Origin of the sequence: Acidovorax sp., from assembly GCF_046339755.1 — a bacterium.
In the GTDB taxonomy this organism is placed as follows: Bacteria; Pseudomonadota; Gammaproteobacteria; order Burkholderiales; family Burkholderiaceae_C; genus Acidovorax.
Map to the genome: position 1 here is coordinate 1 of NZ_JBKDTZ010000013.1, position 17022 is coordinate 17022.

Sequence of the window (17022 nt, forward strand, 5' to 3'; positions counted from 1 at the left end):
GTACAACGACAAACCCCTGGAGGCCGCGGGCAGGAAGAGCCTGGCCGGCCGCTCCGGGTTCTATGCCAGCGTGCCCGCCGACAAGCCGCCGCTGGCCCTGCTGGTGCGCCTGGGCAAGCTGCTGGCCGCGGCCGATGCCGGCAAGTCGCTCGAGCACCCCGGCGCGCCCGTGCCCGACTGGCTGCAGTACCTGGTCAACGATGCCCTCCACGCCAGCTTCAAGGAGGGCAACAGCAGCAAGCTCGAGCTGGGCAAGGAGCGCGCCGCCTGGACGGTCGATCTCGTCGCCCGCCTGCTGGCCGAGGAGGGGCGGGACGAGACCCTGGCGCTGCAGCTGGTGTTCGAGCGCAAGGGCCTGGACAGCTACTACCACGACCGGCTGGGCGCCCTGGTCAAATCCCCCGCCCTGGCTGTGTACATGCAGTCGCACCCGGACGCGGTGAAAGCCTTGCCGCAGCAGCTCTCCGCCTCGGGCCGGGTGGTGCTGGCCTCGCGCCTCGGGCCGGACAAGCAATTGCGTGCCACCTTTGCGCCGCTGCTGGTGGCCCTGGCCGCCGATGGCAGCAAGACCGTGCGCGCCGAGGCCGTGCCCCACCTTGAAGGCATTGCCGAGGCGGATCGCCTGCGCCTGCTGGCTGCCCTGCTGGGCGAAGGGGACACCAGCCAGCGCAGCCAGGCCGCCGAGCTGCTGGCGCGCCTGCCCGCCGAGGCCACGCGCGGCCTGCTCGAGACCGCCCTGGCGAGCGAGACCAGCAAGCCCGTGCAGCAGGCGATCCGGGCCGCCCTCAACCGCATCGATGCCGCAGGCGGGGCCCAGGAGCAGGACCTGCCCGAACCCCCGCCCTGGACGCCGTTCGCCGACAACCCGCTGGGCCAGGACGCGCTGGACCTGCTGATGGCCAACCGCACCGAGGTGATCGAGCGCGCGCGCCGCGCCGCCGAAGAAGAGGCCGAGGAGAACAAGACGCAGAAGCACAAGTACACCTGGCGCCAGAAGAGCTATGCCAACCTGTCCAAACTGACCGAGGACGACATGCGCCAGGCGCTGGCCCTGCTCAACGGCCAGCTCGACAGGAAGCAGATGGAGAAGCTGCGCAACAGCGAGGTGGCCCAGGCCGTGACGCATGGCAACCGGCTGTTCGCGCTGCCGTCCTTCGGTCCCTCGCACCTGGTCCGCTGGCTGGGCGTGTCGCGCTACAGCCGCAGCTTCTGGTTCGACGATGGCTTCCACAAATGGCTGGCCGGCCAGCCGCAGGGCAGCGTCGACCTGCGCGCCCTGGCCGACCTGCTCAAGCGCTCGGGCACGCCGCTGATCGAGGTGGCGCGCACGGCCCTGTTCGACTACTGGAACACGCCCAGCGCCACCGACCTGCTGCCGCCAGAGCGCGTGTGGCCCTTCTTCGCCGAGCACCCCGAGTTCCTCGACCAGGCCCTGGGCCTGGCAGCGCAGCAGAACAACGGCGACCGCTATGCGAGCACGCTGGAGCTCGGGCCCGCGCTGCGCACCCTGGCCACCTTCCCGACCATCCCGGCCCGCTGGCTGCCGCGCGTGATGGAACTGGCCCTGGGCGAAGGCAAGACGCACCGGCCCATGGCGCAAAAGGCCTTGTCCACGCTGCCCGGCATCGGCCGCCAGGTGGTGGAATCGCTCACCCACACCAAGAGCGAGGTGCGCATCGAGGCCGCCAACTGGCTGGCCGAACTGCAATACGCCGACGCCGTTCCTGCCCTGACCAAAGCGCTCGAAAAGGAAAGCCGCGAGACCGTGCGTGCCGCCTTCCTCACCGCACTGGAGCGCCTGGGCGAGGACATCTCGCCACGCCTGGCGCCCGCCATCCTTCTGGCCGAGGCGAAGAAGGGCCTCAAGGCCAAGCCGCCCGCGGGCCTGGCCTGGTTTGCCATGGATGCGCTGCCGGCAGCGCGCTGGGCCGACGGCACGGCCGTGGAGCCCGAGGTGCTGCGCTGGTGGGTGGTACTGGCCTGCAAGCTCAAGGAGCCCGGCGGCAACGCCCTGCTCACGCGCTACATGGGCCTGCTCGATGCCGCGAGCCGCCAGGCCCTGGGCAGCAGCGTGCTGCGCCAGTTCATCGCCCAGGACACGCGCCACCCGCCGCTGGAAGAGGGCATTGCCTACGCCAAGGCGCATGCGCCGCAGCGCTACCAGTCCTACCAGAAGGGCTGGCAGAACGCCAAGCCCGAGTACCGCCAGTACTACGAGGCCGACTATGCCAAGTCGGAGGAGCAGGTGTTCGAGGAATGCAAGCGCGAGAAGATGTCCGAGTACCTGGGCAGTGCCATCGGCGAGAAGGGCATCCTGGCCCTGGCCGCCTTTGCGCCCGGCCACGAGATCGTGACCCTGCTGCAGCAGTACATGCGCGACCACTACCAGCGCCGCTCGCAGATCGAGGCCATGCTCGAAGGCGTGGCCCCGGGCAACGACCCGGTGGTGATCCAGCTGATGCTGGGCCTGTCGCGCCGCTACCGCACGGCCTCGGTGCAGACCAAGGCGCGCGGCCTGGTGCAGGAGATTGCCGACCGCAACGGCTGGACGCAGGACCAACTGGCCGACCGCACCATCCCCACGGCCGGACTGGACGATACCGGCACCCTGGCGCTGCCCTATGGCGACCGCATCTTCACCATGGTGCTCGACGCCGCCATGAAGCCCGAGCTGCGCAACCCTGAAGGCAAGGCCATCAAGGCCCTGCCCGAGCCACGCCAGAACGACGACCCGGCGCAGACCAAGGAGACCAAGGCGCTGCTGTCCACGAGCAAGAAGGAGCTCAAGCAGGTCATCGACCTGCAGACCGCGCGCCTGTTCGAGGCCATGTGCACGGGCCGCCTGTGGCCGGTGGCCGAGTGGCGCGAGTACCTGCACCGCCACCCGGTGGCCGGCCGGCTGGTGCAGCGCCTGGTGTGGCTGGAGGTGGACGCCGAGGGCACGGCGCTGCAGAGCTTTCGACCCACCGAGGATGGCAGCCTGATCAACACCGAGGACGACGAGGTGGAGCTCGGCGAGGGCGCCCAGGTGCGCCTGGCCCATGCCTCTCTGGTCGATGCGGCCACGGCCGGGGCCTGGACCAAGCACTTCAAGGATTACAAGCTGGCCCCGCTGTTCCCGCAGATGTCGCGCCAGTCACCCGCACTCTCTTTCACCGACGACAAGGGCCTGCCCGTCACGGAGATCAAGGACCGCCAGGGCTGGGTCAGCGACAGCTTCACGCTGCGCGGGGCCTTCACCAAGCTCGGCTACCAGCGTGCGCAGGCCGAGGACGGCGGCTTCTTCTACGAATACACCAAGGACTTCGCGAGCGTGGGCGTGCGCGTGTCCATCGAGTTCTCGGGCAACACCCTGCCAGAGGAGAACGTGGCCGCCGCGCTCAAGACCCTGAGTTTCGAGAACAGCCGCTCGCGCAGCTGGAGCGACAACGCGCTGCCGCTGGCCAGTGTGCCGCCCGTGCTGCTGGCCGAGGCCTACGCCGACTACCTGGCGATCGCGCAGGCCTGCACCGGTTTCGACGCCGATTGGGAAAAGAAGATGCCCTGGTGAGGCGCGCGCGAGGCCTTTTTCGGGGCCTCGCAGCCCGAATTCAAGCCGTAACTGTTTGAATCGAGCGACGAAACCGGAAGGAATTCACGTTTTTTTGGTGAGGTCTCTCCATTCTCACAATTTGCGACATCTTGCGGGCCCGACTGCCGCGATGATCCAGCCCTCGCAGCCCGAAACAGCCCATGAGCTGGCGGGTTTTCAGTGAATGTGAATGATTGAGGGAGGTATTCTCATGCCGGGTTTTGTCCGAAAGATTCTGATTTTCATCACGGGCTATGCATGGCTCATCCTGCTGGCAGGCCCAGGCCTGGCCGGCCTGGCCATCTGGAGCAGCTGGAAGGCCGATGGCGACCACGCCTACACGGCGCGCGACCAGCTGCAGACGGTGGCCGGCAAGGTCACCGGTGCCAGCGAGGTGACGGTCAAGCGCAAGCGCCGCTCCACCAAGCAGTACTACGAGATCACCGTGGCGCCCGATGCCGGCGGCGAGGCCCGCAAACTGCGCATCGCGCACAGCACGCCCAAGGACATCGTGCAGGACATCATCGACGAAAAGATCACGGCCCTGTACGACAGCGGCGACAGCGACATCGTCTATGAAGTGGTGACCGGCGGCAAGGCCGTCATCAGCTACGAAGACACGCGCAAGCGCATGCAGGCCGAGGCCGCTTCGACGGCCCAGTCCTTCAGCGGCGCCGGCATCTGGATCCTGGCCGTCATCCTGACCCTGGTGGGCGCCGGCGGCGTGTGGTCCAACCGCAGGCTGCGCCGCGCCGACGAACTGGCTGCCGCCTGATTCAGATATCCAGAGAGAGAGAGGCAGGGGCTGGCCCACAAGGCCGCCCCCTGTGTGAGAAGTAGCAACCACCACCGAGGAGCATCCTTGTGAATACCAATGTCCTGACCCCTGAAGACCCGTCCGGCGCCCCCCTGGAGCGGCGCGAGTTCATCGTCTCCACCTACAAGCACCTGGGCGCGGCCATCCTGGCCTTCGTCGTGCTGTCGACGGTGCTGATGCTGAGCGGCTTTTCCAACACCACCGCCAAGATGCTGATGGCCAGCGGCAACAAGTTCATCTGGCTGGGCGTGATGGGCGCCTTCATGCTGGTGGGCTGGCTGGCCTCGTACCTGGCCGACAACGCCGAGAAGCCCCAGACCCAGCTCATGGGCCTCGGGATCTACGTGCTGGCCGAAGGCCTGATCTTCGCGCCCCTGTTCGGCATTGCGCAGATCGTGGCGCCCGGCGCCATTGGCGCGGCAGGCTTCATCACGCTCTTGATGGTGGCGGCCCTGACCTGGACGGCCTTCACCAGCAAGTCCGATTTCTCGTTCCTGGGCGGCATCCTCAAGGTGGGTGGCCTGGTGGCCCTGGGCACCATCGTGGCCGGCGCCATCTTCGGCTTCAAGCTCGGCATCTGGTTCTCGGGCATCATGGTGCTGTTCGCAGGTGCCTGCGTGCTGTACGACACCTCGCGCATCATCCACGACTACCCGACCGACCGCCCCGCCGGTGCCGCGCTGCACCTGTTCGCGTCGATCGCGCTGATGCTCTGGTATGTGCTGCGCATCCTGATCAGCCTGGCGTCGAGCGACGACTGACCGTGTACATGGTGTGCCCCATCCCAGGGTGGGGCGCTCAAAAAAACACCGGGGCATGCCCCGGTTTTTTTGTTTGCGCGTGCGGACCTTGCCGCGGCTTCAGTCCCCATCGCCACGCGCCGGTGCCGGGCGCGGCGGGTCGTTGTTGGTGTCCAACCCCTTGAAGGTCCGGTCTGCGATGGCGGCATCCTCCGCGGGTGTATAGCGGCCGTCGCGTGCGCGGTTGACGATGGAAAAGCGCACGTGCCAACACCGAGAGCGTGCCAAGCTGGTCCAAAATAGCTGTGATCGGCTTTTTCACCCTGCCCCAGCGGCGCCGTCCCTACCAACGCCACCATGAGCACCATTCCCCCTTCTGCCACCCAATCCGTGCGCCTGGCGCCCGAGCAGCGCTGGGCCGACGAACTGGCCCGCCTGGCCGCGGCCGACACCCATGCCCGGCCCCCGGGCTGGAAGCTCTCGCCGCGCGCGGTGCGCCAGTTCATCCTGGGCGATGCCAAGCTGCAGGTCACGCAGAAGTTCTTTGGCGACGACCCGCTGGTGGACCGCGCCATCGTCACCCTCATGGGCCACCAGGGCCTGATGCTGGTGGGCGAGCCGGGCACGGCCAAGTCGCTGCTGTCGGAACTGCTGGCGGCAGCCATCAGCGGTGATTCAGGCCTCACGGTGCAGGGCACGGCCGGCACCACCGAAGACCACATCAAGTACAGCTGGAACTACGCCCTGCTGCTGGCCGAGGGGCCGAGCCAGCGCGCGCTGGTACCGTCACCGCTGTACCAGGCGATGCGCGCCGGCAAGCTCGTGCGCTTCGAGGAAATCACGCGCTGCCCGCCCGAGATCCAGGACGTGCTGATCTCGCTGATGAGCGACAAGCAGCTGATGGTCCCCGAACTCGGCGACGACGCACGGCTGTTCGCCCAGCGCGGCTTCAACATCATCGCCACGGCCAACCTGCGCGACCGGGGCGTGCACGAGATGTCGTCGGCCTTGAAGCGCCGCTTCAACTTCGAGACCGTGCGCCCGATCCGCGACCACCAGTTCGAAGTGGACCTGGTGATGGCCCAGCTCTCGCGCGAACTCGCCGGCAGCGCGGCCCCGGTCAACGTGCCGCGCGACGTGGTGTCGCTCCTGGTCACCACCTTCCAGGAACTGCGCGCGGGCCAGACCCAGGAGGGCACGGCCATCAAGGGGCTCGATGCCGTGATGTCCACCGCCGAGGCGGTGAATGTGGCCTATGCCGCCGCGCTGCAGGCGCGCCATTTCAACGGCGGCGAGCTGACCCCGCGCGAGATCGCGGGCCAGCTGCAGGGCGTGGTGCTCAAGGACAGTGCGGACGACGCCAAGCGTGTGCGCCACTACTTCGACACCGTGGTGCGCGAACGAGCGCGGCGTGACCCGCAGTGGAAGGCGTTCCACGACGCGGCCCGCTCGCTGTGGCAATAGCAGTGAGCGCAACACCGCAGCCTGCAGGCCTGCCGCCGGAGATCGCGGCCCTGCTGCCGCAGCTGCTCGGCGACGAGGGCATCTTCTTCGTGCCCGTGCGCCACCACAGCCCGGCCTGCGCCTGGGCACTGCGCCACCTGCTGCGCGAGGTGCGCCCGGCCGCGGTGCTGATCGAGGGGCCGGACGACCTGGACAGCCTGCTGCCCCTGCTCAGCGACCCGCTGACCCGCACCCCGGTGGCCTGGCTGTGCCAAGCCACGCGCGAGCGCAAGGCTGAGCCGCCTACGGCAGACGACGACGCGGAGCAGGGTGAGCCAGCCGGCCCCCGAACGGTGACCAGCAGCTCCTTCTACCCCTTGTGCGACTACAGCCCCGAATGGATCGCCGTGCGCGAGGGTGCGGCTCTGGGTGCGCAGGTTGCGCTGATCGACCTGCCCTGGCGCCAAAAGGCATGGGAACGCCGTTACGGCGGCGATGGCGATGCCGAGGACGGCACTACGGCCCCCGACGCCGCGCGCAGCCAGATGGAGGAGCGCCACTTCGCCCACAGCCGTTACCTGAACGCCATGGCGCGCCAGCTCGGCTGCGTGGACCACCATGATCTGTGGGACCGGCTGTTCGAGCTGCGCACACCCGAGGCCCTGGCCGACTGGCGCACCTTGTTCGCCGATGTGTTCAGCTGGTGCGCCATGGCCCGGCAAGACTACGAGCCCGAGGTGCTCGAAGCCGAACTCAGCCTGCCGCGCGAGCGCCACATGGCGGCCCACATCCGCCGCTGGCGCAACGAAGTGCAAGGCCCCATCGTCGTGGTGACCGGCGGCTTTCACACCCCCGAACTGCTGCGCAGCTGGAAAGCTGCCAAGCCCCTGGCCGCCAGCGCCAAGGCCAAAAGGGCCCCCAAGACGGCCGAGCCCGAGGCCTGGCTGATCCGCTACAGCTTCGAGCAGCTCGATGCGCTCAACGGCTACAGCGCGGGCATGCCGTCGCCGGGCTACTACCAGCAGGCGTGGGAGGGGCTGGAGGCCGGCACCGCGCACGCCATGGCACCGGCGGTCCACCCCCTCACCGCCGTGGCCCTGGACACCCTGGCCCGCTTTGCCCAGCAGACCCGGGCACAGGACCAGACCGACGCTGTCTCCACCGCGCTGGTGCAGGCCGCTGCGCTGCAGGCCGTGCGCCTGGCCGAGTTGCGCGGCAATGCCGGGCCGGGCCGGCAGGACCTGCTGGACGCGATCCGCTCATGCTTCGTCAAGGGCGCGATGGACGAGGGCACGCGCGGCTTCACAGCCGACCTCCGGTCCTTCCTCGGCGGCACCCGCATCGGCGACGTGCCACCCTCGGCCGGCTCGCCGCCGCTGATCGAGGATGCGCGCCGCCTGGCCCGCGCGGCCGGCGTGCGCCTGGACGACAGCACCGCGCGCACGGTGCGGCTGGACCTGTACCGCAAGCCTTCCCACCGCGAGCGCAGCCGCTTCCTGCACGCCATGGCCTACCTCGATACCGACTTGGCCAAGTGGGTGGCCGGGCCCGACTTCATGGGCGGCAGCCGGTTGAACATGCTGTTCGAGGAATGGCGTGCGGCCTGGTCACCCATGGTGGAGGCGCGCCTGATTGCCCTCGCCAGCGAGGGCGCAAGCGTGGAGGCGGTCTGCCTCGCGCGGCTCATGCGCGAAGAAGCAGCGCTGTCCGAGCACGGCCGCGGGCGCAGCGCCAGCGCCGCCGTGGCCCTGTTGCAGCGCGCCTGCCTGGTGGGCCTGCACGCACGGCTGCCGCAGCTGCTGGCCATGCTGTCGGAGCACCTGGGCGAAGACGCCTCGCTGTCCTCCGTGGTCGAATGCGGGCACCGCCTGGTCACGCTGTGGCGGGCGCGCGAGCCGCTGGGTGTGCAGCAAAACCCGCAGCTGCGCGATCTGCTGCTGCGCGTCTGGCCTGCGGCACTGTACCTGCTGCCCCCACTGGCCCAGACCGCGCCGGACGCACAGGAGCCGGCCGTGCGGCTGCTGCTGTCGCTGCGCGAGCTGGGGCGCCTGCTGGCGGGTCTGGACGATGCCGGCACGGGCGCCATCGATGCCGGCCTGCTGGTGGAGCACCTCACGCGCTTTGCCACCGGCGCCGGCTGCGCACCCGGCGTTGCCGGTGCCGCCACCGCGCTGCTCTACCTCGACGGCCACTGGGACGACGCGGCACTCGATGCCGTGGTGCGCCAGCGCTTCGGCCCAGGCGCGCTGCCGCACGAGGCCGTGCAGTTCCTGAACGGCATGATGACCGCCGCACCCGAGCTGCTGCTGCGCCTGCCGGCCCTGCTGCAAGGCCTGGATGCGCTGGTGCGGCAGTGGGACGACGAGGCCTTCGTGGCCCACCTGCCGGACCTGCGCCAGGCCTTCACCGGCCTGCGCCCGCAGGAGACCTCGGACCTGGCTACCAAGGTGGCACAACTGCACGGCGCAAGTGACGCTGCAGCCGCCTCACTGGCCGGCATGCACTACGAGACCACCGAGGAGGACCTGCACGCCGGCCTGCGCCTGCAGGCGCTGCTCGAAGCCAGCCTGCAGCGCGACGGGCTGCAGCACTGGATCCGCTGACCGACTGCTATTCGGTTGCGCTGGAGATCACACCGCCACCCAGGCAGACATCGCCGTCATACAGCACGGCCGACTGGCCGGGCGTCACGGCCCACTGGGCGTCGGGGAACTGCAGGGCGAGGCCCGCGCCATCGGCGGCCACCACGGTGCAGGGCGCATCGGGCTGGCGGTAACGCGTCTTGGAGCCGTACGTGCCTGGGGGCGGCGCATGGCCGGCCGTCCAGCTCACGTCCTGCGCCGTGAGCGCGTGCGACAGCAGCCAGGGGTGGTCGTGTCCCTGAACCACACGCAGCGTGTTCTTGGCGAGGTCCTTGCGCGCCACGAACCAGGGCTCGTGCTCGCCACCGCCGCGCTGGACGCCCTTTTCCTTGATGCCGCCAATGCCCAGTCCCTGGCGCTGGCCCAGGGTGTAGAAGGACAGGCCCACGTGCTTGCCCAGCGTGCGGCCCCGGTCGTCCTGGATGGGGCCGGGCGCATGGCTGATGTAGCGGTTCAGGAACTCGCGGAACGGCCGCTCGCCGATGAAGCAGATGCCGGTGGAGTCCTTCTTCTTGGCATTGGGCAGTCCGATCTCCTCGGCAATGCGCCGCACCTCGGTCTTGTGCAGCTCGCCCACGGGGAACAGGGTCTTGGCCAGTTGCGCCTGATTCAGGCGGTGCAGGAAGTAGCTCTGGTCCTTGGCGGGGTCCAGGCCCTTGAGCAGCTCGAACAGGCCCGAATCAGGGTTCTGGCGCACGCGCGCGTAGTGCCCGGTGGCGATCTTCTCGGCGCCCAGGCGCATGGCGTGGTCGAGAAAGGCCTTGAACTTGATCTCGGCATTGCACAGCACGTCGGGGTTGGGCGTGCGGCCGGCCTGGTACTCGCGCAGGAACTCGGCGAACACCCGGTCCTTGTAGTCGGCCGCGAAGTTCACGTGCTCGATCTCGATGCCGATGACGTCGGCCACGGCGGCCGCGTCCACGAAGTCGATGTTGGACGAGCAGTACTCGCTGTCGTCATCGTCTTCCCAGTTCTTCATGAAAATGCCGACCACTTCATGGCCCTGCTGCTTGAGCAGGTGGGCGGTGACGGCCGAGTCCACGCCGCCGGAAAGGCCGACGACGACGCGGTGCTTGGTGGGTGCTGTCATCCTGCCAATTGTATTTTTTTGGCGGTCCGCACGCTGCGCGGGCGCGCAGTACGCGTAGCCACCAGCAGGTCATAGAGCTGCTGGGCCGCCGGCGACAGGGAGCGGCCCCGGCGCTTGATGAGCCCCATCTGCCGCGTGACCACCGGCTCCACCAGGGGAATGCTGACCAAAGTGGGGTGGTCCTTGCCCGGCATGGCCAGGCTGGGCACGGCGGCCACCCCCAGGCCGGCCTCGACCAGGCCAAGCAGGGTGGTCACGTGCTTGGCCTCGTACAGGCACTGCGGGCGGTCGGGCACGTTGGCCAGCGCCAGGTCCATCAGCAGGCGGTTGCCCGAGGTCTTGCCCACCGACATGAAATCGTGCTGGCCCAGCTCCGCCCAGGTGACCTGCTTGCGCCGCGCCAGCACATGGTCGCGCCGGCAGGCGGCGACGAAGCGTTCGGCCAGCACCGGCTTGAATTCGATCTCGGCCTCCTGGCTGCCGATGAAGTTCAGGCCGAAGTCGGCGTCGCCCTGGGCCACGGCCACCAGCACCTCGTTGGCGCTGGCGTCGTGCACCTTGACGCGGATGCGCGGAAACATCTCGTGGTAGCGCTTGACCACCTGCGGCAAAAAGTAATACACGGCCGAGGGCACGCAGGCGATCGTCACCTCGCCCATGCGCCGCGCGGCCACGTCGCCCAGGCCCATGAGCATGCCGTCCAGGTCGTCGAGCCACAGGCGCGTCTTGCGCGCGAAGTCACGGCCCACGGCGGTGAGCGTCACGCGCCGCGTGGTGCGGTCGAGCAGGCGCACGCCCAGGGCATCTTCGAGCTTGTCGATGCGGCGGCTGAAGGCCGGCTGCGACAGGTGGATGGATTCGGCCGCGGCGCGAAAGCTCTGCAGCTCCGCCACGGCGGCAAAGGCCTGGATGTCGGCGAGGTCGAATTTGTGGTGCATGGGCCTCCAGGGGGTGCACAGCGCGTTGCACACCGTGCATCAATGCTTCGCAAAGTTGCAATTTACAGCGCTGATTGGAGCACTTACAGACAGCAGATTCTATTGCGCCCAGTGCATCAATCATTGCCAACAATGCAATTCACAAAAAAACCGGGGCGCCGCACCATGCGGACCCATGAGCTACCACCTTCCTTGCGTCCTGATGCGCGGCGGCACCTCCCGGGGGCCGTTCTTTCTGGCCAACTGGCTGCCCGCAGACCCGGCAGAGCGTGACCGCACGCTGATAGCAGCGCTGGGCTCGCCGCACGAGCTGCAGATCGACGGCCTGGGCGGCGGCAACTCGCTGACCAGCAAGGTCGCCATCGTCTCGCGCTCGGCCCATGCCGGCTGCGACGTGGACTACCTCTTCGCCCAGGTCAGCGTGGACGAGGCCCGCGTGGACACCCGCCCCAACTGCGGCAACATGCTCAGCGGCGTGGGGCCCTTCGCCATCGAGCAGGGCCTGGTGCCCGCCAGCCGCACCGGCGACGTGACGCGGGTACGGGTCTACAACGTGAACACCCGCTCGCGCATCGACCTGCAGGTGCAGACCCGCGGCGGCCGCGTGCACTACGAGGGCGACGTGCGCATCGATGGCGTGCAGGGCACGGCCGCACCGGTGCTGATGAATTTCCTTGATGCCTGGGGCGCCGTCACGGGGCAGATCTTCCCGACCGGGCAGCGCATCGACACCATCCAGGGCCTGCCGGTGACCTGCATCGACGCCGCCCAGGTGATGGTGCTGGTGCGCGCCGCGGACCTGGGCCTGCGCGGCGACGAGAGCCCCGCCGAGCTCGATGCCGACACCGCGCTGCTGGCACGCCTCGAAGCCCTGCGCTGCGAGGCCGGGCTGCGCATGGGCATGGGCGATGTCTCGGGCAGCGTGCTGCCCAAGCCGGTGATCGTCTCCGACGGACCGGCGCCCGGCAGCATCGCCTCGCGCTACTTCACGCCGCGGCGCTGCCACCGCTCGCATGCCGTGACCGGCGCCATCGGCGTGGCGGCCGCCCTGGTGCTGCCCGGCACCGTGGCCAGCGACACGCGCACCGCGCCCAGCGCGGGCACGCGCCGCGTGGAGGTGCTGCACCCGGCCGGCCGCATCCACGTGGACGTGGAACTCGCCCTGGTGGACGGCCAATGCACGCTGGTGCAGGCCGCGCTGGTGCGCACGGCCCGAAAGATCCTGGAAGGCACCTTGTTCGTCGCACAAGCCGCTGCAGCCCACCCCTGATCCCCTTCGCTTACCCCATCCACAACGACATGACCGGAGACAAGACCATGACCCACCCTTCTGCCCTCCCTCCAACGCGCCGCCGCATGCTGGCCGCCGCACTGGCCCTCGCCACGCTGGCCGGTGCACCGCTGGCGGCGCACGCCGCCTTTCCCGAGCGCTCCATCACCCTGGTCGTGCCCACGGCCGCCGGGGGCGGCAACGACGGCATGGCGCGCGTGGTGGCGCAGAAGATGTCGCAGCTGCTGGGCCAGTCGGTGATCGTGGAGAACAAGGCCGGCGCCAACGGTGCCATTGCCGCCGAGTTCGTGGCGCGCGCTGCGCCCGATGGCCATACCATCCTGTTCGGCTACATCGGTACGCACGGCATGAGCCCAGCCCTGCAGAAGCTGCGCTACGACCCCATCACCCAGTTCGAGCCCATCGGCATGGTCTGCTACTCGCCAACGCTGATGGTCATCAACCCCAAGGTGCCCGCCAAGACGGTGGCCGAGTTCGTGGCGCTGACCAAGGCGCATCCGACTTCCTACAACTACGCCTCGGCCGGCAACGGCACGGCGCCGCATTTCTCGGCCGAGATGTTCAAGCTCGAGAGCGGCGCGCAGATGGCGCATGTGCCCTACCGCGGCTCGGCCCCGGCGATGAACGACACCATGGCCAACCAGACGCAGGTGATGTTCCCCAGCCTGTTCTCGGCCTCGTCGCACGTGAAGAACGGCAAGCTGCGTGCCCTGGCGCTGGCCGGGCCCAAGCGCTCCTCGCTGATGCCCGATGTGCCCACGCTGGAGGAGGCCGGCATCAAGGGCGTGGAGATCACCCAGTGGTACGCGCTGTTCGCGCCGGGCAAAACGCCCAAGGCCGTGGTGGACCAGCTCAACAAGGCACTCAACACCGCCCTGGCTGACAAGGACGTAGCGCGCCGCATCGAGGAGCAGGGCGCCGTGGTGGACAGCAGCACCCCGGAAGCCCTGGCCCAGACCGTGCGCCAGGAACTCGCGAAATGGCGGGGCGTGGTGCAGAAAGCGCAGCTGACGGCCGATTGACCCTGCCGAACAAGAACATCCATCCCGAGGAGACCGCATGAAGAACATGACCGGCGCCGCGTGCGCCCTGCTGGCCTGCGCGCCGGCTTTCGCCCAGACGGCGTCCACCGGCCTCACGCTTTATGGCGTGGTGGACCTGGGCCTGCGCCATGCCAGCGGGCTCACCGCCGCCAACGCGCCTGCGCCGGGCTCGCAACACAGCCTGGGCAGCGGCATCCACACCACCAGCCGCTGGGGCGTGCGCGGCAGCGAAGACCTGGGCGGCGGCGCCCGCGCGCTGTTCAACCTGGAGAGCGGCCTCAACGCCGACACCGGTGCGCCCGCCAACAGTGCCAAATACTTCGACCGCGCCTCCTGGGTCGGGCTGCAGAACGCCTGGGGCAGCATCGCGCTGGGGCGGCAGACCACGCTGCTGGCGGACGCCATCTCGCCCGTGGACCCGCTGGCCATGCGCTTTGCCAGCGTCAACCCCAACATCGGCGTCACCGCGCTGAGCCAGCACGGCCTGGGCACCGAGTACGGCAGCGCGGGCGCCAACACCGGCTCCTACCGGCTGGACAATGCCGTCAAGCTCAGCGGCCGCTGGGGCGGCCTCACGGCGCGGGCCATGGTGGGAGTGGGCGAAGTCGCGTCCCAGTCGTCGGCCCTGTCCTCGCACGGCCTGGGCCTCGCCTATGCCGATGGCGGCCTCACCGTGTCCGGCGCCTGGCAGACCTTCAAGGACGCCAACCTGCGCCCGCTCGATGCCGCCACGCTGGGCGCGGCCTGGCAATGGGGCAGCGTGCGCCTGGCCGCCAACGCCGGGCGCAGCAAGGCGCAGACGGGCGCGGCCACGCACACTGAGCAGCGCGTGCTGTCCACAGGCGCCACCTGGGCAGCACTGCCGCTGCTGGACCTGACCGCCACCTACTACAAGATCGACCGCACACGCACCGCTGCAGCCGACGACGGCTACGGCCGCATGGTGGCCTTTGCCGAGTACAAGCTCTCGCGCCGCACGCGGGTCTATGCCGAGCTGGACCACACGCGCTGGCGCAACAACTTCCAGGGCGCGGCCAACAAGCGCACGGCCACCGGCGTTTCCGCTGGTGTCATGCACAGCTTCTGAAGCGGCTACACGAACTTGCCCGTAATGCCGCCGTCTACCATCAGCTCGGTGCCGGTCACATAGGCCGATGCATCGCTGGCCAAAAAGGCGCAGGCATGGGCCACGTCCCAGGCGGTGCCCATGCGGCCCATGGGCACCTGGCGGGCGCGCGCGGCGCGCGCTTCGTCGAGGCTGGTGTCCGAGAACATCTTCGCGACCGTGTTGGCGATGCGCGGCGTGTCGATCAGCCCCGGCACCACGGTGTTGGCACGCACGCCCTGGCCCGCGTACTGCTGGGCCACCATGCGGGTGAAGTGCGTGACCGCGGCCTTGGTCACGCCGTAGGCCAGGTGCGGGTAGCCCAGGTAGCGCATGCCCGCGATGGACGAGATGGTGATGATGGAGCCGCGCCCGCGCTCCACCATGCCCGGCAGCACCTCCTGGCAGGCCAGCAGCAGGCTGCCCACGTTCACGCCGTGGATGCGCTCCAGGTCTTCGGCGCTGGTTTCCAGCGGGCCGCCGGTCTTGCCGATGCCCACGTTGTGGTGCAGCACGTCGATGGCGCCGCCAAAGCGCTCGCGCGCTTCGGCGAACAAGCGCTTCACGTCCGCCGCCTCGGCCACGTCGCCCACGAAGGTGGCGGCCGTGCCGCCCTCGGCCTCGATCAGCGCCATGGTCTCTTCGGCCGAGGCCGAGTCGCGGTCGGCCACGCAGACGCGGGCACCCAGGCGCGCATAGGTCACGCAGGCCGCACGGCCAATGCTCCAGCCCGGCCCGGCCGACCCGCCGCCGGCCACGAAGACCACGCGGCCCGACAGGTCCAGCGGCAGCGCGGGTGGCATGCTGCTTGTCGCGCTCATGGCGCCAGCCCCACGGTCATGCCGCCGCACACATAGACCACCTGGCCCGTGATGAAGCCCGCACGTGCGTCGAGCAGCGAGGCCACCAGGTGCGCCACCTCCTCGGGCTGGCCCATGCGGCGCACGGGGATGGTGTCCAGAATGCGCTGCGTGGCCGGCGCGCCGGGCGGGTTCACGCGCTCGAAGAGCTCGGTGGCGATGGGCCCGGGGCCGATGGCGTTGGCGGTGATGCCGTCGGCACCCAGCTCCAGCGCCAGGGTGCGCGTGAAGCCATGCACCGCTGCCTTGCTGGCGGCATAGGCGATGCGCTCGCCCTTGCCCAGCGCAGCACGGCTCGATATGTTGACGATGCGCCCGAAGCGCGCCGTGCGCATGGCCGGCAGCAGGGCCTGCACGCAGGCGATGGCAGCGGCCAGGTTGACTGCCATCACGGCCTGCAGGTCGGCACTGGTGGCGGCATCGATGCCGGCGGGCCGCACGAGGCCCGCGTTGTTCACCAGGCGGGTGATGGCGCGCCCGGCCACGGAGCGAGCCAGCGCGTCGCGCAGGGCGGCCTCGTCGGCCAGGTCCACCTGCACGAAGGTTTCATGCGCGCCGAGGCTTTCCGGAGCCGCGATGTCGAAGTTCACGACCTGCAGGCCGTCGGCCATCAGCCGCGTGGCCACCGCACGGCCTATGCCCCGGCTGGCACCGGTGACGAGCACGGTGCCTTCATTGGCGCTCATGCCTGGCCTTCCTGGCCTGCGCCGCCCACGAAGGGAATCGCGTGCTCGATGGTGTCCCAGATGAAGCGGCCCGAGGGGCTGTTCTGCTCTTCCACGATGTGCGCCACCAGACCGGCCGCGCGCGAGATCACGGCAAAGCCGCGCATCACCGCCGTGGGCACGCCGATCTCGCCCAGCAGCGCGGCCACCGCGCCCGTGGCGTTGATGGTGATGGCGCGGCCGGCCACTTCGTCCACGGCATGGGACAGGGTCTCCAGCGCGCGGATTTGGTCGCCCTGCAGTTCGGGCTCGGCTCGGCCCATCTCCAGCAGCTTGTAGGCACGCGGGTCCACCGGCTTGTGCAGGTGGTGGCCGAAGCCCGGCACGGGGGATTTCAGGCCCTTGTAGTGGCGCGCAATGGCCAGCGCCTCGGCCTTCGGTTCGGCCGCGCCCGCGATGCGGTCGAGCAGGCCGGCGCAGTTCTCCATGGTGCCCACGAAGGAGCTGCCCACGGCCAGCAGGCCGGCCGATACGGCGCCCTGCAGGTTCTCGGGCGCGCTCATGTAGATCAGGCGCGTGGCGATGGCGCTGGGCGTGAGGCCGTGCTCCATGAGCACGATGAGCACCACGTCGGTAATGCGCAGGTCCACGCCGCGCGGCGCGCGGCCCAGGATCTGCATGAGCATCACCTCGGTGAAGGTCTTCTTCCCCATCAGGTCCTCCACCAGGTTCGCATCGCGGTAATGCAGGCTGGTCAGGGTGTGGGTGCACAGGCGGGTGACGGGGGTCTTGGAAGCGGTGGAGGTCATGAAAAAAG

The 17022-nt window shown here is 69.3% G+C and carries 14 protein-coding genes; 8 read left to right on the forward strand and 6 right to left on the reverse strand.

Translation table 11 applies throughout. The features are described from left to right. The 3 genes from ACK59X_RS01220 to ACK59X_RS01230 all read left to right on the forward strand — a co-directional run. Positions 1–3550 (forward strand): DUF4132 domain-containing protein (locus ACK59X_RS01220; RefSeq protein ID WP_409954619.1); only part of this gene is annotated, 3550 nt, incomplete at its 5' end. 232 nt (positions 3551–3782) lie between these two features. Then, positions 3783–4346 carry a hypothetical protein gene (locus ACK59X_RS01225; protein ID WP_409954620.1) on the forward strand — a complete coding sequence of 188 codons (564 nt, stop codon included), beginning with the start codon at positions 3783–3785 and terminating at the stop codon, positions 4344–4346. 89 nt (positions 4347–4435) lie between these two features. Beyond that, the gene (locus tag ACK59X_RS01230; protein WP_409954621.1) at positions 4436–5149 is read left to right on the forward strand and encodes a Bax inhibitor-1 family protein; all 714 of its coding nucleotides are present in this window, start codon (positions 4436–4438) and stop codon (positions 5147–5149) included. A 99-nt stretch (positions 5150–5248) separates the two neighbouring features. On the opposite strand, the gene ACK59X_RS01235 is transcribed toward ACK59X_RS01230, so the two are convergent. After that, on the reverse strand, positions 5249–5392 hold the full coding sequence (locus ACK59X_RS01235) for a hypothetical protein (RefSeq protein ID WP_409954622.1): 144 nt from the start codon (positions 5390–5392) through the stop codon (positions 5249–5251). A gap of 93 nt (positions 5393–5485) precedes the next feature. Here ACK59X_RS01235 and ACK59X_RS01240 point away from each other — a divergent pair, with 93 nt between their 5' ends. Together ACK59X_RS01240 and ACK59X_RS01245 are read left to right on the forward strand one after the other, a co-directional pair. After that, positions 5486–6592, forward strand: a complete 1107-nt coding sequence (locus tag ACK59X_RS01240; protein ID WP_409954623.1) for an AAA family ATPase — start codon at positions 5486–5488, stop codon at positions 6590–6592. A 2-nt stretch (positions 6593–6594) separates the two neighbouring features. After that, positions 6595–9174: a DUF5682 family protein gene (locus ACK59X_RS01245; RefSeq protein ID WP_409954624.1), complete on the forward strand. Its 2580-nt coding sequence runs from the start codon at positions 6595–6597 to the stop codon at positions 9172–9174. A gap of 7 nt (positions 9175–9181) precedes the next feature. On the opposite strand, the gene mnmA is transcribed toward ACK59X_RS01245, so the two are convergent. Together mnmA and ACK59X_RS01255 are read right to left on the reverse strand one after the other, a co-directional pair. Beyond that, positions 9182–10303, reverse strand: a complete 1122-nt coding sequence (mnmA, locus tag ACK59X_RS01250; RefSeq protein ID WP_409954625.1) for a tRNA 2-thiouridine(34) synthase MnmA — start codon at positions 10301–10303, stop codon at positions 9182–9184. Next, a complete protein-coding gene (locus tag ACK59X_RS01255) occupies positions 10300–11241 on the reverse strand; it encodes a LysR family transcriptional regulator (protein WP_409954626.1) in 942 nt (313 codons plus the stop codon). The genes mnmA and ACK59X_RS01255 overlap by 4 nt, the downstream gene beginning before the upstream one ends. Before the next feature lie 175 nt (positions 11242–11416). On the opposite strand from ACK59X_RS01255, the gene ACK59X_RS01260 reads away from it, so the two are divergent. From ACK59X_RS01260 to ACK59X_RS01270, 3 genes are read left to right on the forward strand one after another with little or no spacing between them, the layout of a single operon-like run. Then, complete coding sequence (locus ACK59X_RS01260) at positions 11417–12511, forward strand: 4-oxalomesaconate tautomerase (RefSeq protein ID WP_409954627.1); 1095 nt, start codon at positions 11417–11419, stop codon at positions 12509–12511. Between the two features lie 47 nt (positions 12512–12558). After that, on the forward strand, positions 12559–13554 hold the full coding sequence (locus tag ACK59X_RS01265; RefSeq protein WP_409954628.1) for a Bug family tripartite tricarboxylate transporter substrate binding protein: 996 nt from the start codon (positions 12559–12561) through the stop codon (positions 13552–13554). Between the two features lie 37 nt (positions 13555–13591). Next, on the forward strand, positions 13592–14662 hold the full coding sequence (locus tag ACK59X_RS01270; RefSeq protein WP_409954629.1) for a porin: 1071 nt from the start codon (positions 13592–13594) through the stop codon (positions 14660–14662). A gap of 5 nt (positions 14663–14667) precedes the next feature. Here the strand turns inward: ACK59X_RS01270 and ACK59X_RS01275 are convergent, their stop codons facing one another. The 3 genes from ACK59X_RS01275 to ACK59X_RS01285 are packed head-to-tail and all read right to left on the reverse strand — an operon-like array spanning position 14668 to position 17014. Further along, on the reverse strand, positions 14668–15501 hold the full coding sequence (locus ACK59X_RS01275) for an SDR family NAD(P)-dependent oxidoreductase (RefSeq protein WP_409954630.1): 834 nt from the start codon (positions 15499–15501) through the stop codon (positions 14668–14670). Next, the gene (locus tag ACK59X_RS01280) at positions 15498–16226 is read right to left on the reverse strand and encodes an SDR family oxidoreductase (protein ID WP_409954631.1); all 729 of its coding nucleotides are present in this window, start codon (positions 16224–16226) and stop codon (positions 15498–15500) included. Before ACK59X_RS01280 ends, ACK59X_RS01275 begins: the two co-directional genes overlap by 4 nt. Beyond that, complete coding sequence (locus ACK59X_RS01285; protein ID WP_409954632.1) at positions 16223–17014, reverse strand: citryl-CoA lyase; 792 nt, start codon at positions 17012–17014, stop codon at positions 16223–16225. The genes ACK59X_RS01280 and ACK59X_RS01285 overlap by 4 nt, the downstream gene beginning before the upstream one ends. Between the last annotated feature and the right edge of the window lie 8 nt (positions 17015–17022).

Excerpts from the sequence above, each read along its gene's own strand:
- ACK59X_RS01225 (WP_409954620.1), top strand. The coding sequence starts at position 3,783 with ATGCCGGGTTTTGTCCGAAAGATTCTGATTTTCATCACGGGCTATGCA.
- ACK59X_RS01260 (WP_409954627.1), top strand. The coding sequence starts at position 11,417 with ATGAGCTACCACCTTCCTTGCGTCCTGATGCGCGGCGGCACCTCCCGG.
- ACK59X_RS01255 (WP_409954626.1), bottom strand. The coding sequence starts at position 11,241 with ATGCACCACAAATTCGACCTCGCCGACATCCAGGCCTTTGCCGCCGTG.
- ACK59X_RS01280 (WP_409954631.1), bottom strand. The coding sequence starts at position 16,226 with ATGAGCGCCAATGAAGGCACCGTGCTCGTCACCGGTGCCAGCCGGGGC.
- ACK59X_RS01265 (WP_409954628.1), top strand. The coding sequence starts at position 12,559 with ATGACCCACCCTTCTGCCCTCCCTCCAACGCGCCGCCGCATGCTGGCC.
- ACK59X_RS01270 (WP_409954629.1), top strand. The coding sequence starts at position 13,592 with ATGAAGAACATGACCGGCGCCGCGTGCGCCCTGCTGGCCTGCGCGCCG.
- ACK59X_RS01285 (WP_409954632.1), bottom strand. The coding sequence starts at position 17,014 with ATGACCTCCACCGCTTCCAAGACCCCCGTCACCCGCCTGTGCACCCAC.
- ACK59X_RS01240 (WP_409954623.1), top strand. The coding sequence starts at position 5,486 with ATGAGCACCATTCCCCCTTCTGCCACCCAATCCGTGCGCCTGGCGCCC.
- mnmA (WP_409954625.1), bottom strand. The coding sequence starts at position 10,303 with ATGACAGCACCCACCAAGCACCGCGTCGTCGTCGGCCTTTCCGGCGGC.
- ACK59X_RS01275 (WP_409954630.1), bottom strand. The coding sequence starts at position 15,501 with ATGAGCGCGACAAGCAGCATGCCACCCGCGCTGCCGCTGGACCTGTCG.